General features: G+C 63.3%; 4 protein-coding genes. All 4 read left to right on the top strand.

The genetic code is table 11. The features are described from left to right. Positions 1 to 641: 641 nt before the first annotated feature. Genes LBK75_07050 through LBK75_07035 form a run of 4 tightly spaced genes read left to right on the top strand, consistent with a single transcriptional unit; the run spans position 642 to position 18,936 of the window. A complete protein-coding gene (locus LBK75_07050; protein ID MDR1158050.1) occupies positions 642 to 6,113 on the top strand; it encodes an acyltransferase domain-containing protein in 5,472 nt (1,823 codons plus the stop codon). A gap of 36 nt (positions 6,114 to 6,149) precedes the next feature. After that, on the top strand, positions 6,150 to 10,715 hold the full coding sequence (locus LBK75_07045; protein MDR1158049.1) for an amino acid adenylation domain-containing protein: 4,566 nt from the start codon (positions 6,150 to 6,152) through the stop codon (positions 10,713 to 10,715). Then, the gene (gene asnB, locus LBK75_07040; GenBank protein ID MDR1158048.1) at positions 10,712 to 12,583 is read left to right on the top strand and encodes an asparagine synthase (glutamine-hydrolyzing); all 1,872 of its coding nucleotides are present in this window, start codon (positions 10,712 to 10,714) and stop codon (positions 12,581 to 12,583) included. Before LBK75_07045 ends, asnB begins: the two co-directional genes overlap by 4 nt. A 35-nt stretch (positions 12,584 to 12,618) precedes the next feature. Then, entirely contained in the window at positions 12,619 to 18,936 is a 6,318-nt protein-coding gene (locus LBK75_07035) for an amino acid adenylation domain-containing protein (GenBank protein ID MDR1158047.1), read from the top strand. The last annotated feature ends 5 nt before the right edge of the window (positions 18,937 to 18,941 follow it).

The raw sequence follows: 18,941 nt of genomic DNA, 5'->3' as shown, positions 1-18,941 counted from the left end.
CGTGATTGCACATATAAAGCATGGTAAAGTGATGAAGTCGCCAGTCGATTTACGCGATGAATTGTCGCCTGCCTGTCAGGTTGAACATATTTAAAATTCACGAAAAAAAGGGTATGGAAATCAGGAGGAGCTGAAGAAGAGCAGAGGAAGAAAATGGAAATTATAGACAAAAAGGTCGATAAGGCTTTTGAAAAAAGTGCAAAAACTTAGAAGGAATTACTTGACAGGCAAAAATTATTGGAATATAATGGCGTTCGCCTCTGCCATAGTCGGCGGACGATGCTGTGGCAGAGGGAGCGGTGCAACACTGTTTGTGGGTTTTGAAAAGGCCCTTTTGGAGGCAGACAGGAGGGTATAGTGTGTTTGGTGTTGAGCAAAACAGGGCACTCACGCATCTGTTCACGGGTGTGTGTTTGTCTTGTTATTTTTTGTGCCGCCCGACAGCTTGGGTATGAGGATTCAAACTTTGCTGTTCGGCTATGCCGAACCGGATGGGATGCGAAAAATGGAAGGTATATGACACAAAATCCACATCGCTTTAGTATGATTTACTTGATCAGGCGGGACGTTTGACACAGACAGCATTGATGAGACGTTCGAATCGACGGACGTGTGTTTGACGGACGCAGGAGGGGTGTAAAATGGGTGGAGAGGTGCTGAGCGCTTACGGAGACCAGGCGATTGCGCTCGTGGGGATCGGCTGCCGCTTTCCCGGCGGTGTAAGCAGCACGAACATGTTTTGGGACATGCTCGCGAACGGAACCGACGCCATTGTCGAGATCCCGGCGGATCGTTGGGATCGGAAGACATATTACCACGAAAACCGGAGTTTTAAGGGGAAGACCGTGAGTCAATACGGGGGCTTCATCGATGGCGTCGACCAATTTGACCCGCAGTTTTTCGGCATCACCCCGCGAGAGGCGCCCTTTATAGACCCGCAGCAGCGGCTTCTGCTGGAGGTCAGCTGGGAGGCCATGGAGGACGCGGGCCTGGTGGTGGAACGGCAGGCCGGGAGAGATGTGGGCGTGTTCATGGGCGCCTTCACGCTGGACTATAAGATTCTCCAATTCGGCGGGTCGAGCTTTGACATGATCGACCTGCACACGGCCACCGGATCCATGATGACGCTGATTTCCAATCGCATCTCCTACGTGTACGATTTCACCGGACCCAGCATGACGGTGGATACCGCCTGCTCCTCCTCGTTGGTGACCACGCACCTGGCCTGTCAGAGCATCCGAAGCGGCGAATGTAGTATGGCGCTGGCCGGCGGCGTGCTGCTGAATCTCGCTCCGCAGTATACCATTGCGGAGTCCCAGGGCGGTTTTTTGTCGGCGGACGGCCGCTGCAAGACTTTCGATGCGGGCGCGAACGGCTATGTCCGCGGCGAAGGGGTGGGCGTGGTGGTCCTGAAGCGGTTGGCGGACGCGGTGGCCGACCGCGACAGCATCTACGCGGTGATTTTGGGGAGTGCGGTCAACCAGGACGGGCACACGAGCTCCATCACGGTGCCGAGTCCGGTCTCACAGACAAAAGTGATTCGAGCGGCTTGCGCCCAGGCGCGGGTGGACCCGGCGCAGATCCAATATTTCGAGATGCACGGCACCGGCACGAGCGTGGGCGATCCGCTTGAGGCCCAGGCGGTCGGCGGCGTGCTGTCGGAGGGCAGAGATCCAAATCACCCATTTTATGCCGGGTCCCTCAAGACAAACATCGGGCATTTGGAGGGGGCCGCGGGCGTGGCCGCGCTCATCAAAACGTCCCTGTGCTTAAAGCACAGGCAGATACCGCCCCACCTGAATTTGCACGCGTTGAACCCCGCGATCAACCCGGCGCGGTATCACATGCGGATCCCCGACGCCTTGACGGACTGGCCCGCGTATGGGCCGCGGGCGCTCGCGGGCGTCAACGGCTTCGGATTCGGCGGCACGAACGCAAGCGTCGTGATGACGCAGGCCCCCGAGAGCGTCCCGATCGAAACCCCGGACGCCGCGTCACCGCTGCTCTACTGTCTCTCGGCGCGCGCGGAGGACGCCCTGAGGGGGCTGACGGAAAAATACGACCGGTTCCTGTCGTCGTCCGGCCCTCTCGACCCCTACGATCTTGGGTACAGCATGGCCTTTCGCCGCGACCACCACGACTTCCGGCTGGCGGTAGCGGCGGACAACGCCGCGGACCTCGGCCGCAAGCTGACCGGTTTTTTGGCGGGCGAAAAGAGTCCCGCCGTGGCCTTGGGGGTGCGGCGAAAGAAGGACGCCGGGCTGGTGTTTGTCTACACCGGGATGGGTCCCCAGTGGTGGAAGATGGGCCGCACGCTGCTGGAGACGGAGGAAGTTTTCCGGCAGACCGTTCTGCGCTGCGACGAGGTATTTGGCCGCTATGCGGGGTGGTCGCTTTACGAGGCGCTCACGGCGGAGGAGTCGTCGTCCGCCATGGGGGAGACCAGAGTCGCGCAGCCGGCGAACTTTGCGCTTCAGGTCGCTCTGACGGCGCTGTGGCGGTCCAAAGGGTTCCGGCCCGCCGCCATTGTGGGACACAGTGCGGGCGAAATCGCCGCATTTTATGAGGCCGGCGTCATGAGCTTTGAAGACGCCATAAAGCTCGTCTACTACCGGAGCGCCCTGCAGCACGAACTGACGGGGCTTGGAAAGATGCTGGCGGTCGGGCTGGACCACCGGAGCACGGCCGCGCTCATTGCGGACCGCCCCGGGGTGGACATCGTGGCCGTAAACAGCCACAGCGGCGTCACGCTGGTGGGAGACTTAGCGGCATTGGAGGCCGTCGCCGCCGCGCTGCAGGCGCAGTCGGTGTTTAACAAATTTTTGGATGTGAACGTGCCGTTCCACAGCCGCTTTATGGAGCGGATCCGAGAGCGCTTTTTGGCCGGTGTGGCCGGGATAGCATACCACAGTCCCGCCACCGCGCTCTATTCCACCGTCACCGGGCGCGCCGTCACCGGGGCGGTGTCCGACGACTATTGGTGGGACAACATCCGGCGTCCGGTGCTCTTCGCCGATGCGGTGAGCGCCCTGCTGGACGAGGGCTACACAGGGTTTTTGGAGATAGGCCCGCACCCCGCGCTCAGCCGCTACATAAAGGAGATTGCCGGGGACAGAAACGCGGATGTCGCGGTGGTGAGTTCCCTGCACAGACGGCAGGACGAGCGGGACACCTATTACGGCGCCGTGGCGGCGCTGTACGCAAACGGATACCTGACGGACTGGACGCCCCTGTACCCGGCGCCGGGCAACTACGTCAAACTGCCCGGCTACGCTTGGTGTCAGGCATCCTACTGGCGGGAGTCCGAGGCGGGCCGCCGGCGCCGCCTGGGCCTGTATGAGGACAGCCTGCTGGGCCTGAGAGCCGAAACGGTGGAGCCGATTTGGGAGACCGAGCTCAAGCGGGAATTGGTGCCTTTTTTGGAGGATCATCAGATTCAGGGCAATGTGGTTTTCCCCGCCGCCGGTTATCTGGAAATGGCCATGCAGGCGGCGAAGGCCTGCTATGGGGACGGTTTTTTCAGTCTGCGGGAGATCGAATTTGTCAAAGCGACGTTTGTAAATCCGCAGGTGACCACCAAGCTCCAACTGCACATCGGCGGGGACCGGCCTGCGTTTTCCATCTACGCCGTCTCGGAGGGGCACGCCCATCTGGCGGCCCGAGGTTCGTTCCGGCAGGGCCAAAATCTGGGGCGCGGCCGGCGCGCCGACGTGGCCGGGATGGCCGGTGCGCTGACCGGCGGCGGATATGTTCTGTACACAAAAGAGGCGGCGTATCGGAAGTTTGGCGAGATGGGATTTGACTATCAAAACCGGTTTGCCTGCTTGGAGCAGATCTGGGTGTCTCCCGCGCACGTAGCCGCCAGGCTGGTGCTGCCAGACGGTATGCTGACGGAGGCTGAGGCCTACAAACTGCACCCGGGCATCTTGGATGCCTGTTTCCAGACCGTCGTCGCCCTGGGTTTCACCAGAGAGGGCGAGGAGCTCCGGCTGCCGGTCGGCGTGGGCGAATACAGGGTCTGCCGGCCGCCGGCGGGCACGATGTGGATCCACTGCCGGCTGACCTCGGAGGACGAAAACGGTTCCCTTAGCGACATCTCGTTGTACGGAGAGGACGGTCGGCTCATCGCCTTTGTCGGCGGTTTCGCGGTGAGGCCGCTGGGGCTGACGGCCGGTGAACTGTCGCCGTCCGCGCTGGACCGCCGGCTGTATCGGCTCGACTGGGTGGAGAAAGCACGCGCGGAAGGCGGTGCGGCGCCGGGGCTGTGGGTATTGCTGGCCGATGGGCGGGGATTTGCCGCGGCGTTGGCCCGGCACATTCGGAACGCCGGGGGCCGATGCCTGCTTGTGGAGCGCGGGCCTGCCTGTTCGCTGGACATCCCCGGTGGACGCGCCACGGTCAGAGGAGATGTGGAGGCGGATTTTTCTCGGGTGTACGAGGCCTGCGGGGCGCCGGTGCAGGGGATTGTCCACTGCTGGAACCTCGACGCGGAGGCAAACGAGCGGGTAAACGCCGATATCCTGCGCGCGGCGGCGGACGTGGGGCTATACTCCCTTCTGCACACCATCCGGGCTTTCATCGCCGACAAAGGAGAAAAGAACAAACTGTGGATCGTGACCGGCGGAGCCCAGACGATCGGGCCGGATGAGACCGGCCAGATGCTGCAAAATCCCGTGTGGGGCATGGCGCGGTTGATTGGCAACCAAGAATACACCGGCAATTGGGGCGGTATTGTAGACGTCGACCCGACGGACTTGACGGGGGATGCCCGGCTGTTTTATGAGGAAATCATGGGCAGCGACGGGGAGGACCAGATCGCGTACCGGCGGGGGAGACGATACGTCGCCCGGCTGAACAACATACAGACGCTGCCAAAGCCGCTGCCGGTGACGCTCAGTTCAGAGCACTGTTATCTGGTAACAGGGGCGTTCGGCGCGCTGGGGCAGCTCGCGACCCGCTGGCTCGTGGCGCGGGGCGCCAGACAGCTGGCGCTGCTGGGACGGACGCCGCTTCCGGACCGCGCGCAGTGGGAGCGGAACGACCTGAGTCCGTCGGTCAAGGCGCGGGTGGACTTCGTGCGCGCCCTTGAGGAGGCGGGCGCACAGGTGCACATCGGCGCGGCCGATATGCGGGACAAAGCGGCGCTGGACCGATTCTTCGACGCCCTGGGGGATACGGCGGACCGCATCCGGGGGGTCATCAGCACAGCCGGCGTCGTGAGGGACGCGCTCATCGGCAATATGACAAACGATCTGTTCCACGAGGTCTTCGACAGCAAGGCCATCGGCAATTGGCGGCTGCACGAGCGTTTCCAGCAGCAGGAGCTGGACTTCTTTGTGCTGTATTCGTCCGTCGCGTCGATGATCACGTCGGCCGGGCAGGCGAACTACGCGGCCGCGAACGCGTTTTTGGACGCGCTGGCGCAATACCGGCGCGACCGGGGCCTCGCGGCGCTGAGCATCCTGTGGGGGCCCTGGGCGGAGGGGATGATCAAGGACTTGCACCTCGAAGAGCTCTATGTGAAGAAAGGGATGACGCCCTTGACGGGCGAGAGCGGCGATATGGCGCTTCAGAGGCTTCTCCGGCAGGACATCGCCTACGCCGTAGTCCTGGAGGCCGATTGGAAACGGATCATCGAGTCGGGGCCCAGGAGCCAGACACCGTACCTGGACCATCTCGACGCGGACGCCGGGTCAGACGTTGTCGCTCTCTCCGACGAGGAGATTTTGAAGCGCTTCCAGGAGGCGTATCTCCGGCAGGAGGAGACGGCGCGACAGGCCTACTTGGAGGAAAAACTGCTGGCGTTGGTCGGCCGGGTACTGCATTTGCCGCCGCAGGGCATCCGGCTGCAAAATTCCCTCAGCGAACTCGGCATGGATTCGATGCTGTCGATGGAGCTGCGCAACCGCGTCGAGCTGAATCTCGGCGTCAATGTCCCGATTGTGAACATTTTGAACAATCAATCCATCGCGGATCTGGTGAGCGAACTCTCCGGGGCGCTGCGGACGACGCTGGGGCTGGACACGATGGAGGAATTGCTCGCGGACATCAGCGAGGACGAGCTGCAGGGTCTGTTGGATGAATTGGAGATCCAGACGGACGCGGCGGGCTGAGGCGGGCCCGCGGCCGCGCGTGAGAGGGAGATGGACATGAACAACAGCGCGCAGGAGAGGATAGCGATGCTCTCCGAGGAACAGTTGGAGGCGCTGAGGCGCAAACTGCGGGACAAAAAGCGCCTCGAAAAAACCGACGAGGCGGCCATCCGCCCCGTGCCGCCCGGGCAGCGGGCCCGATATCCGCTGCCCGCCGGGCTGCGGAGAATCTGGCTGGCCAGCAGCATGGCGCAAGATCACAGGCTCTATACCATCGGGGGTATCGCCCGCATCCGGACTGCGTTGCGGTCGGAGTGGATCGCGGAGGCCTTTGCGTCGCTGCCCGCGCGGCACGACATCCTCCGGACCGGCTTTGCCGCGGATGAGACGGGAACGCCCTACGCCCAGGTGGCGGAGAATGTTCTCTTCGCCCTCAAGGTGCTGGATGTGTCGGACAGACAGGCGGACCGTCGGACCCTGCTGGACAGCCTGGTCAGGGACGAACTGGACAGACCATTTGACCTGTCCGAACCGCCGCTTCTCAGGGGGACGCTGCTGTGCACCGCGCCAGACGACTGGTCGCTGCTGCTGGTGGCGCACCACCTGGCTGTGGACGGCCTCTCGACTGGAATAATTTTCCAACAAATCATCCGTTACTACGAGGCCAAAGAGGCTGGCCGGCCGCCCGACGTCGGCGTGCAGCCGATCACCTATGCCGATTACGCCTGGTGGAAACGCGGTCAGTGCGACGGCGTCCCGCCGGACAGCCCCTCCGTGCAGTACTGGCTGGACACACCGACGGATGCGCCGCTGGACTTTTTTGAAGACTGCCGCCCGCGCAGCGACGCCGAGACGCGCGGTTTTCGTGTGCCACTCCACCTGGAGGAGACGCTCGTGCACGCGCTGAAAAGGCAGGCGCAGGCGCAGAAAGTCACTGTGTTTGGGTTTTTGCTGGCTGCGCTGTTTCTGCTGATTCACAAGTATTCGCAGCAGAACGAACTGGTGCTGGGCGTCCTGTTGTCCGGCCGGGATCGCCGGGAGATAGGAAACCTCATCGGCTGTTTCATCGACAGCCTGCCCGTCTGCCTCGACGCCGGCCGGCCGGAGACGGCGGCGGCGTTTGTCCGGCGGGTGTATGAGACGTTTGTGACGGCGGTGCGTCACAAGGATGCGTACGACCGGGCCGGCGACCGGACGGAGAGCCGCCAGATTTTGTTCAGCTACGAAGAGCATCCCGGGAACCACATTGACGTGGAGGGCGCGCGGATTGACTTCGAAGAGATCGTGACAGGCTTTGTCCGCAGCGAGATGGAGGTCGAACTGAACCGCCTGGGGGATGTCGTCGACGGGTGGATCAACTGCCGGGAGGGGCTGTTTGCGCGCCCGTACGTCGAGGAGTTCGCCGGTGCCTACCTGCATCTCCTGCGGGCCATGGTGATGCGACCGTCCGATCCCATCGCCCGGTTTGAGGTGCTGTCTCCCGAGAAGATCGAACAGATACTGGCGTTTGGCCGCGGGGCCGCGGCGGCGTGGTGTGGGGACCGGACGGCGTCGGAGGCCTTTGCGGCGCAAGTGGCCGCCCACCCAGACAAACCCGCGCTGTTTATGGGCTCCCGGGTCGTCTCCTACCGAGCCTTGGACGACATGGCGGCGCGCGTCGCCCATGCACTGCGCGCCGAGGGCGCTGCCCCGGAGGGCCGGGTGGCACTGATGGCGGCGCGGGGCGTGTCTCAGATAGCGGCCGTACTTGGGATCTTACGGAGTGGCGCCGCGTATGTTCCGCTCGACGGCGCCAGCCCGCCCGCGCGGCTCAGGAGGATCCTTGAGGATTGCGGCGCGCGGATTTTGCTGACGGACGATCCGGATGCTTGCGAAGCGCTCTGCCTCGGCGTCCGGATCCTGTCGCTGGCCCGGGCGCTGGCGTACGCCGCGTGCGCCGGTCCGCTGCCGGTCGGCCGATCGGAGGACTTGGCCTATGTCGTCTACACATCGGGGACGACGGGCGCGCCGAAGGGTATCTTGGTGGAGCACAGGCAGTTGCTGGCGACGGTGATCGACAACGATTACCTGACGTACGAGGCGGACGACAAACTGCTGCAACTCTCGAACATCGCCTTTGACGGCTCGGTGTTTGACATCTTCGGCGCGCTGCTGAACGGGGCCGGCCTTGTGCTGTTGGACAGGGAGAACGCGATGGATGTGCGGGCGATTGCCGGAACCATCCGAGACCAAGGGGTCACGGTCATGTTTGTCACGACTGCGCTGTTCAACGCCATCGTGGACTGCGACGTTTCATGCCTGCCCCGTCTGCGCAAACTGTTTGCCGGCGGAGAGCGCGCCTCGGAGATCCATATGCGGCGCGCGCTGGCCGCGATGGGGCCGGGGAAACTCCACAACATCTACGGACCCACCGAGGCGACGGTGTTTTCCACGGTCTTTCCCATCGATGCGTGCCCATGCGGGGACATCCCCATCGGCAGACCTGTCTCCCACACCTCCGTGTATATCATGAACCGGGCGGGCAATGTGCAGCCGGTGGGCGTCAAAGGCGAGATTTTGATCGGCGGACCGCGGTTGGCCCGGGGCTATCTGAACAGACCGGAACTGGAACTGGATAAATTCATCGCCTGCCCTCACGAACCCTCCGGCCGCTGTTACCGGACGGGCGACGTGGGCCGGTGGCGGGCGGACGGACAGATCCTCTTCTGTGGCCGGAGGGACGCGCAGGTGAAACTGCGGGGATTTCGCATCGAGCTGGGTGAAATCGAGCGGATGATTTTGTACGCGCCGGGGGTGAAAAAAGCGGTTGTGACGCTCCGGGACGACGAGGGACGGGGACAGTACCTGTGCGCCTACCTCGAGACGGCGGACGGGTTCTCGATCGAGACGCTGAGGGAGATCCTAGCCGAACGGCTGCCTCCCTATATGCTCCCCGCCCACTATGTCCTGCTGGACGCCATTCCGGTCACCCGGAACGGGAAGACGGACAAGACAAAACTGCCGCCGCCCGACCTGCGGCAGGCGCGCACGTTGGCGCCGGCGGATACCGAAACCGAGCGGATTCTCCTCGGCCTGTGGCGAGAGGTCCTGGGCCGGGAAGAGATCGGCGTGACGGAAAATTTCTTCGACTTGGGGGGCGATTCGATACAGTTGTCCCGGCTCTCGTCCTTGATGAGACAGCATCTTTGCGTCGACGTCTCCCTGCGCGCGCTCTTCGGCGCGGCGCACATCCGTGACATGGCGGCGCTGGTGGAGGCCGGTGCGCCGGCCGCGTCCGAGACGCCGACCCGGCTGCCCGACGGGGACGACTACGAGGTGTCGCCGTCGCAGCTGCGCATGGTGCTGCTGCACCTCAGAAACGACAAAAGCCTCGCGTACAACATCCCGTTCGCGGTCCGCATCGAGGGGCCTGTGGAGCCGGACGCCTTCGAACGCGCCGTCCGCGTCCTGATCGGCAGGCAGGAATCTCTGCGCACGAGTTTCGCGGTGAAGGGCAATCGGATCGTACAGTGTGTGCACGAGCAGGTGACGTTTGTCCTCGACGGCGGCCGGCGCGAGAGGTCGATAGAAGAAGAGCTGGCGGCGTTTATCCGGCCGTTTGATCTGAGCGCGGCGCCGCTGTTCAGATTGAAACTGCTGCGGGAGAGCGACGGGTCGCATCTCCTGCTCGGAGACTTTCACCACGCCGTCTTCGACGGCGTCTCGCTGGATATCTTTTTGCGGGAATTTTGCCTTATCTACGGAGGGCTTCCCCTGCCGCCGCTGCCGTTTCGCTACCGCGACTGCGCGGCCTGGCAAAATGGGTCCCTGGAGACGGAGAAGATCCGGCGGCAGCGGGCGTATTGGCGGCGGCAGTTGAGCGGCCAGATCCCCGCGTTGGACATACCGGCCGACTTTTGCAGACCTTCGGTCAAGAGCTTCGCGGGGGACACGCTGTTTTTTTCCTTCGACACTCCGCTGTCGGAGGCGGTCCGGCAGTTGGCCGGCCGGACAAGGACCACGCTTTTCGTGGTGTTACTCTCCCTGTACAAGGCGCTCCTGTGGCGCTACACGGGCCAGGAGGACATTGTCGTCGGTACGCCGGTCGCAGGCCGGACTTTGGCCGGCGTCGAAAACATCGTCGGTCTTTTTTTAAACACACTGTGCATCCGTAGCGCGCCGCGCGCGGACAAGTCGTTCCTCGCTTTCCTAGAGGAGGTGAAGGAGACGGCCGTCGACGCCTTCGAAAACCAGGACTACCCATACGACAAGCTCGTCGAGGACCTGCGGACGGCTGTGGCCGCCGACCGGAACCCGCTGTTTGACACCATGTTCATCATGCAAAACGCCGCCCAGTTCCCCGTCGACATCGAGGGCGTCTCGTTTTCCCATGTGCCGATCCGCTATCAGGCCGCCAAGTTCGACATCAAACTGGAGGCCTACGATATGGGCGCGCAGATCCGTTTTGTGTTGGATTACGCGACGGATCTCTTCCGACGGGAGACGATCGAACGTTTCATCGAGCGCTTTACCGAGGTGACGCGGCTCGCATGTCGCGACGCGCGTGCGCCGCTCGCGGCGCTGTTCCCCCTCAAAGATGAGGATGAGGCGCAGCTGCGGGCCTTTTCGGAAGATTTTGTGTGAAGGTGGTGGTGGTCATGTGCGGGATCTGCGGGGTGTGGGACGCGCGCGGCGGCGCGCGCGCGTGGACGGACGTGGTGGACGACATGGTGTCGGCGCTGAGGCATCGCGGGCCGGACGACCGCGGGGTGAGCGTGTACGGCGGCGTGACGCTGGGATTTGCCAGGTTGAGCATTGTGGACCTGCGGACCGGGATGCAGCCCATGACAAGTGAGGACGGCTCGGTGGTTTCGATTTGCAACGGCGAGATCTACAACTACCGGGCGTTGCGGCAGGAGCTCGCCGGCCGGGGGCATGTCTTTCGGACGCAGTGCGATGTGGAGGTCATCCCGCACCTGTACGAGGAGTACGGCATCGATTTTTTAAAGAGGTTGAACGGCCAGTTCGCCGTGGCGCTGTACGATATGAGGCGCGGCGCGCTGTACTGCGCCCGCGACCCACTGGGGATCGCGCCGCTGTTTTATACGCAGCTGGGCGGCGTCTTCCTGTTTGCCTCGGAGATCAAGGCGCTGCTGCGGTACCCCGGCGTACCGCGGCGGATCGATCTGACGGCGCTCGACCAGGTGCTCACCTTCCCGGGCGTCGTCAGCCCGCGCACGATGTTTCAGGGCATATGCAGTTTGCCGGGCGGCCAATATCTGAGACTCGACGGCGAAGGGCTCGCGCTCTCGGAATATTGGGATCTGACGTTTGACGCCGGCGGCGAGACGCGAGAGGAGTCGTATTACAGTGAACGGCTGGATGCGTTGCTCTCGCAGGCGGTGCGGTACCGGCTGAACGCGGATGTGCCGGTCGGGTTTTATGTGAGCGGCGGCCTCGACTCCTCCATCATTGCCGCCAAGGTGGGGGCGTTGGGCGGGGACGTTGCCCGGCACTCGTTTTCCATCGACTTTGCCAGAAAGGACATCTCCGAGCGGCTCTATCAGAAGCTGGTGACACGGCGGGTGCGCTCCATTCACCACGAGAGAATCTTTGGGACGGACAGCATTTTGGAGCATTTGAAAAAGGTGGTCTACCACTCAGAGTCGGCGCTGAAGGAGACGTACAACACGGCTTCGGTGATCCTCTCGGAGCTGGTGCGGGCGGCCGGAATCAAAGTGGTTCTCACGGGCGAGGGAGCGGACGAGCTGTTCGGGGGCTATGTCGGATACAAGTTCGACAAAATGCGCAGGATGTCCGGCGTCGATCCGTCGTGTTCGGACGAGGACAGGGCGCTCAACGAACGCCTCTGGGGGGACCCGCTGTTCGTCTATGAAAAGAACCACGCGTCCTTCATGGAGAAAAAACGGGCGTTGTATGCCGCGCGTCTGCGCGAAGCCATGCACGAGTTTGAATGCACCGCGTCCCCGCCGGTCGATGTGCAGAGGCTCCGGCGGCTGGATCCGCTGCAGAAACGCTCGTATCTGGATTGCAAGCTCCGGCTCGCGGACCATCTGCTGGCCGATCACGGAGACAGAATGGCCTACGCCAATTCCGTGGAGGCGCGGTACCCCTTTTTGGATCTGGAGGTGGTCAATTTCGCGGCCTGCGTGCCCTCCGAGCTCAAGCTGAAGGGGCTGGACGAGAAATACATTCTGAAAAAGATGGCGCAGGCCTATGTCCCGCCAGAGATTCTAAAACGCCCCAAATTTGCCTTCGTGGCGCCCGGGAGCGCGGACATACTGCGGGAAAACGACGAATACATCATGGACCTGCTGAGTTATGAGACCGTGAAGCGGCAGGGCTTTTTTGACCCGGACGCGGTGGAACGGATGAAGCGGACGTACAGCGCGGAGGGCTTCACACTGCACCTGCCCTATGACAACGACATGCTGATCATCGTGATCACTTTGGGGATCTTGCTGGATATCTACCGGATCTCCGGAGCGTGAAGGCGAAACAGAGAAGAGATGTGGGGAGAAGAGCGATGAAATACGCCGTGCTGCAGCACTATCTGGACGAAAGTTTCCGGACCCGCCGGGACAGTGTCTGCGTGACCTACCGCGGGCGGGCCTATACATATCGTACACTGCAAAACGACGCGGACCGGGTAACCGCGCGTCTGCGGGCGGACGGATGCGCCCAAGGGACCTGCGTGGGCGTGCTGACGGAGGACCGGTACGGCATGGTGGCCGCGATGCTGGGCATCTGGCGGGCGGGCTGTGTCTTTGTTCCGCTGGAGGGCGAGTATCCAAGCCCCCGCCTGCGGGAGATGGCACAGCTCTCGGGGATGTCCTGCCTGCTTGGAGACGGGGCCGCACTGTCGGAGCGGGCGCAGGCGATCCTGCCGGACGGGTGGTACGCGGTCCTGGAGAACCTATGGGCCGACGGTGCTTCCGGTTCGGCGGCGGCGGGTTCGGTGGAGACGGCGTACGCGCCCCGGGATCGGATGTATGTATACTTCACGTCGGGCACCACAGGCAAACCGAAACCCATCGTGGGCCTCAATGAGAGTCTCGCCCATTTCATCGACTGGGAGATCGGCGCCTTCGGGCTCTCGGAGGGTGTGCGCGGCAGCCAGTTCACTGCGGTCTGCCACGACCCGTTTTTGCGGGACGTTCTCGTGCCGTTGTGCTCCGGCGGTACCTTGTGCATACCGCCGGAGAAAAACACGCTGCTTTCCGAGGAGACGCTGACCCGCTGGATGGAGGCGGAGCGCGTCCAATTGGTGCACTGCACGCCCAGTCTGTTCTCCCTCATCAGTCACGACGCCTTGACAAGCGGCAGTTATCCCGATTTGCGGCATGTACTGCTGGCCGGCGAGCGGTTGCTGCCGGCCATGCTGGCGCGCTGGCATGCGCTGCTGGGCGACAGAGTGCAACTGGTGAACCTTTATGGGCCCACCGAGACGACACTTGCTAAATTATTCCACATTGTGCGGCCCGAGGATTTCGACGGGCACACGATCCCAATCGGCAAACCCATTCCCGGGGCGGCGGCCATCCTGCTCGACAGCCGGATGAATGTGTGCCCCAAGGGTACCGTCGGGGAGATTTACATCAGGACCAAGTACGCGTCGGAAGCGGCGCTGTCCGCCGACGAGAGCGCGACAAGCCGTTTTGTGCCAAATCCTTTTCAAAAAGACACGCAGGCGGCCGGAACGGACCTGATCTTTAAGACGGGCGATCTGGCCAAACAGTTGGAGGACGGTAGTTTTGTGTTCCTTTCCCGCGTGGACCGCCAGGTGAAGATCCGGGGGTTTAGGGTGGAACTCAGCGAGATCGAAAACAGGCTGACGGCGCTCGACGTCGTCAAAGAGGCCGTTGTTACCCATGAGAGGACAGAGACAGCGGACCTGTTGTGCGCATTTTTGGCGCCGGCGGCGAGACGGCACGCCGACTGGCCGGCGCTCAGCGTCGCGCTGAGCGCCGTGCTGCCGGATTATATGGTGCCGCAGACCGGTTTTGTCCTTGAGAGCATTCCGCGCACGCCCAATGGGAAGACAGATTTCGCGGCGCTCGACCGACTTCGGCGGGAGGCGCAGGCTGCCTGTGCGGCGCAGCCGCAAAACGAGACCGAGCGCCGGATCCTCGACATCTGGGAACGCGTTTTGCAGATGAGACCCGCCGGTCTCGATGCGCCGTTTTTTAAGGCGGGCGGCAGCTCGCTCAGCGCCATGCGCTTTCTGGGGGAACTCCACCGGGAGTTTGGCGTGGAAGTACCGCTGCGCGAGATCTTTGAGAGGGGCAGCGTCAGCCAGCTGGCCGCCTTTGTGACAGTGCAGGCCGGGGGGTCGTTTGCGCCCATCTCGCCGGCCGAGCCGGCCGAGTGGTACCCGGTGTCGCCCGCGCAAAAGCGTATGTTCATGCTGGATAGGCTCATTGGCGGGAGCACCGTGTACAACCTTCCCCACGCTATCCGGCTGGAGGGGCGGATCGACAGAGAGGCGCTGCTTGGCGCGGTGCGGCGGATCGTAGCGCGGCACGAGAGCCTGCGGACGGTGTTTGCGATGCGCGGCGATGAGATCATGCAGCATGTCTGCGAGACATGCCCGCTGGAGATGCCCGTCGTCCGGGCCGCCGAAGACGCGCTGGACGGCGTCGTCGGACGTTTTGTGCGGCCCTTTCAGTTGGACCGCCTCCCGCTTCTCCGGGTGCAGCTGGTTGAGATCTCCGAGGAGGTGCATTACTTTCTCTACGACATGCATCACATCGTGTCCGACGGCACGTCGCTGACCGTGTTCGCGCGGGAGTTGCTGCAGATATGCGCCGGGCAGACACCGGACGCGCTCGACATCCGGTACCGGGATTACGTCCAGTGGCAGCGCGAGCAGATGCTGTCAATGAAAATGATCGAGAGCGAGGACTATTGGCTGGAACGCTTTGGCGGGCGTATCCCCGTGCTGGACTTTCCCACGGACACGCCGCGCGGCGCCGTCAAGACATACGACGGGCAGCAGGTCGGCGCGGTCATGGACGAGGCGCTGAAAGCGCGGCTGCGCTTGGTCGCGGACACGCACGGCGTCACGCTGTTTACCGTGTTGTTTTCGGCCTTTGTTATCCTGTTGCACAAATACACCGGACAGCAAGACATGGTCGTCGGGACGCCGGTCCAGGGGCGGGAACACCCCGCGCTTCAGGCGCTCATCGGCATGTTTGTCAGCAGCGTGCCGCTGCGCGCCCATCTGGCGCCCGAGCAGCCGGTGGGCGCGCTGCTTGCCGCGCTCCACGACGTCGTCGTGGAGGCGCTGGAGCACCAGGGCTATCCGTTGGAGACGCTGATTAGCCATTTGGACATCCCGCGGGACACCGGCCGGACGCCGCTGTTCGACATGGTGTTTGCCTACCACGACTACATGCTGAGGGACATCGACCTGGAGGGCGTCCGCGCCCGGTCCTGCCCAGTCAAAGAGGTCCGCGCCAAGTTCGACGTCGAGCTGGCCGCGGTGGAGCAGGATACGGGTCTGGCGCTGCAGCTCATTTACGACAGCCATCTCTTTCGCGCTAAGACCATGGAACGGCTGATGAGACAATATTTGGAAATTTTAGAGCAGCTGGATGCGCCGGACATCGCCGTGGCGGACATCCGACTGTCGGGAGCGGCGTGGGACCCGCAGGCGCCGAGAGGCGCCGACGTGGGGTACCCTGCGCTGTGTGTGCAGCAGATCTTTGAGGACTGCGCTGCCCGGTATCCGGACAGGGTGGCCGTCAAGATGGAAGGGCGCAGCCTTACCTACCGGGAGCTGAACCGGCGCGCCAACGCCTTGGCGGGCCGGTTGCGGGCGCTGGGCGTGGGGGCGGACGATTTGGTCCCTTTCCTGGCACCCCGGTCGCCGGAGATGATCGTCGGCCTCTATGCGATCATCAAGGCGGGCGGCGCCTATGTGCCCGTGAATCCCCAGTATCCGCCGGAGCGGATTGCGCATATCATCAAAGAGTGCCGCGCCAAGGTGATCCTCACCCTGGACTGTCAGGCGCCGGCGGCGGCGGGGGAGACAGTCCTGTCTCTCGGAGATCCGGCGCTCTTCGTGGGCGGCGGGGACAATGTGGCCATGTTGAGCCGTCCGGACCATCTGCTCTATGTGATCTTCACGTCGGGCACCACCGGGCGGCCCAAAGGCGTGATGATCGAGCACCGCAATTTGGTGAGGCTGCTGTTCAACGACGCTTTTCCGTTCGATTTTTGCGAGAGAGACGTCTGGCTGATGTTTCACTCGTTCTGTTTCGACTTCTCGGTGTGGGAGATCTTTGGCGCCACGCTGTACGGGGGCACGTTGGTCCTTATGGAGGAATCGCTGGCGGCCGACGCCCGGGCGGTGCACGAACGGCTCGTCCGCGAACGGGTGACCGTACTCAATCAGGTCCCGTCGGCGTTTGCCGGCCTCATGCGGCTCGAATCCCGGGATATGCTGTCGTTGCGGTATCTCATTTTCGGTGGGGAAAAACTGATGCCGAGCCGTCTGGCCGCATGGCGCCGAGCCCACAGGGAGGTTCGAATTGTCAACATGTACGGGATCACCGAGACGACGGTCCATGTGACGTACAAGGAGATCACCGACGAGGATGCGGCTGGCAGCCGCTCCAACATCGGCCGGGCCATTCCCACATTGGATGTGTATCTGTTCGACGGGGACAACCCCTGCGGCGTTGGGATCCCGGGGGAGATCTGTGTGGCGGGGCACGGGCTGGCGCGTGGATATTTAAACGACCCCGTGCTGACGGCGGAGAAATTTGTGCCAAATCCCCTGCGGCCGTCGGAGCGGATGTATCGCTCGGGCGACATCGGCCGCTGGCTGGAGAGCGGGGAGATCGAATACCTCGGCCGGAAGGACGAACAGGTGCAGGTCCGGGGCTACCGCGTGGAGCTCGGGGAGATCGAACACCAGCTGAGACAGTACGACGGTGTCCGGGAGGTGGCGGCGGTCGCGAGGGAATACGGCGACGAGACGAAGCTCACTGCCTACTATGCCGCGGACACGGCGCCGCCTGGCGCCGCGCTCAGGAACTTTCTGCTCGAGAGGCTGCCGGAATACATGGTCCCGCATTTTTTTGTGCCGATAGACGCCGTACCCCTGACGGCGAACGGCAAACGAGATCTGGAGGCGCTGCCCGACGCCAAGGACTGGCTGGACGGCGGCGCGAGGGGGAGCAGCCGGCCGACGAACCCCACGGAGGAACTGTTGTTGGCGTGTTGGCAGGAACTGTTGGATCTCAAACACATCGGCATTGACGACAACTTTTTCGTCTGCGGCGGGGACTCCATCAAGGCGTTGCAACTGGTGGAGCAGATGCGAAAGAAGGGCCTGCGGGTGTCGCTGGAGAGCATCTTCCAGCACCAGACCATCCGCGCGCTGGCCGGTTGTGTGGACACGGCCGTCACGACGGCCGAGCAGGGGATCGTCCAGGGGCTCTCGGCGCTTACCCCTATCCAGACGTGGTTCTTCGACCTGGGCCTCACCGACCGCCACCACTACAACCAGACCGTACTGCTGGGCAGTGCGAAACTGCTGGATAGGGGCTGTGTGGAGACGGCGCTGCAGACGGTGGCGCTGCACCACGACGCGCTGCGCATGGTTTTCGCCGAAGAGGACGGGGTTGTCCGTGCCCGAAATCGGGGGCTGGAGGGGGCTTTGTTTGCGTGTGCCTTCCACGACCTGACGGAGGACGAAAACGCCGACGACACGATGAGGACGTTGGCGCAGGCGCTCCAAAGCAGTTTTTGTCTGGCGGAGGGCCCGCTGTTCAAGGCGATGATCGTCAGTCTCAGGGCGGGGGACAGGCTGCTGCTGACGGCGCACCACTTGGTGGTGGACAGCATTTCGTGGAAGTACATCATTGAAGATTTCATCGTCGCCTATCGGCTGATCTTGGAGGAGCGGCCGGTCGTACTGCCCGACAAGACAGATGCGTACCTGCTGTGGGCAAACAGCCTGTCGCGGTATTTCGACAGGCCGGAGACGGCCGGGGAGATCCGATATTGGGACGAAAAGAACAAGATGGGCGTCTCGCCCGTGTTTCCGCCCCCAGCAGTCCCACTGGGGGGCGAAGCGCTGACGGCGGAGGTTCTGCTTGCCGAGACGCACACGCGCCGCTTGCTCGCCGAGGCGCTGCGCCCTTACAACACGGAGGTCCGCGAGCTGCTGCTGGCGGCGCTGAAGCGGGTGCTGAGCGCCTGCCGGGGGACCGCCGGGGCGTTGGCCGTCGGACTGGAGGGGCACGGCCGGGAGGACGTGCTGCCGGGAGTCGACATCGGCCGTACCGTCGGCTGGTTCACGTCGTATTACCCGCTGGTGCTGGGCGACCTGCCGGAGGAAAGTCTGGAGCAGACGATTGTCGGCGTCAAAGAGGCGGTGCGCCAGGTCCCGCGCCGGGGCGTCGGGTACGGCATTTTGCACTATGTAGAAGGCTCCCCCCGATACCGGCAGTACGCGATGCGGCCGGACGTCGGTTTCAACTACCTGGGGGAACTCCGGGACACGCCGGAGGAGGGCGGCTTTGCGATATTGGACAGGAGCTACGGCGCCCTGCACAGCCGCCGCGACGCCGGCCCGTTCGCGTTGGAGATCAACGCGTATGTCGAAAACGGCCGGCTCTGTCTGAAGCTGACTGGCCGGCCCGACACACTCTCAGACGCGGCGCTGCACGCCTTCGCGGCGCGCCTGGAGCGCGAGATCGTCGATGTGATCGAGCACTGCGCCGGACGGAGGGATGTGGCGTACACGCCATCCGACTTCGGCGAGACGTCGCTGTCGATGGAGGAACTGGCGGAGATTTTGCGTCTGGGCGGCCAGTTGGCGGGACACTAACGTGG

The organism is Oscillospiraceae bacterium, assembly GCA_031265355.1.
Lineage (GTDB): Bacteria > Bacillota > Clostridia > Oscillospirales > UBA929 > JAIRTA01.
Note: the sequence above shows the minus strand (reverse complement) of the source record. Positions and strands in the feature narration are given on the sequence as shown.